A 280-nucleotide genomic window follows, 5' to 3' on the forward strand; every position below is an offset into this window, starting at 1 on the left:
GCGCCCGCCGGCCTCAGCGTCGAAGCGCTGCGCGGCCGTCAGCTGTTCAGCGAGTTCGGCTGCGCGGCCTGCCACCGGGTGGCCGGCACGGACGCGCAAGACATCTCCGGGCCCGACCTCACCCACGTCGGCTCACGCAGGTCGCTCGGCGCCGGCATCCTGCCCAACACCCGCGCGACGCTGATCGGCTGGATCGCCGACAGCCAGTCCATCAAGCCCAACAACCGCATGCCGACCTACCGCTCGCTGAAGGCGGACGAGCTGAACGCGCTGGCCAGCT

Annotated in this window: 1 protein-coding gene; it reads left to right on the forward strand. The window is 71.8% G+C overall.

Annotation, left to right across the window (positions count from 1 at the left end; all coding sequences use genetic code 11):
- Positions 1-280 (forward strand): c-type cytochrome (locus ACG02S_RS26315; RefSeq protein WP_394473452.1); only part of this gene is annotated, 280 nt, incomplete at both ends.

Source organism: Pelomonas dachongensis, from assembly GCF_043555865.1.
GTDB lineage: Bacteria > Pseudomonadota > Gammaproteobacteria > Burkholderiales > Burkholderiaceae_C > Pelomonas > Pelomonas dachongensis.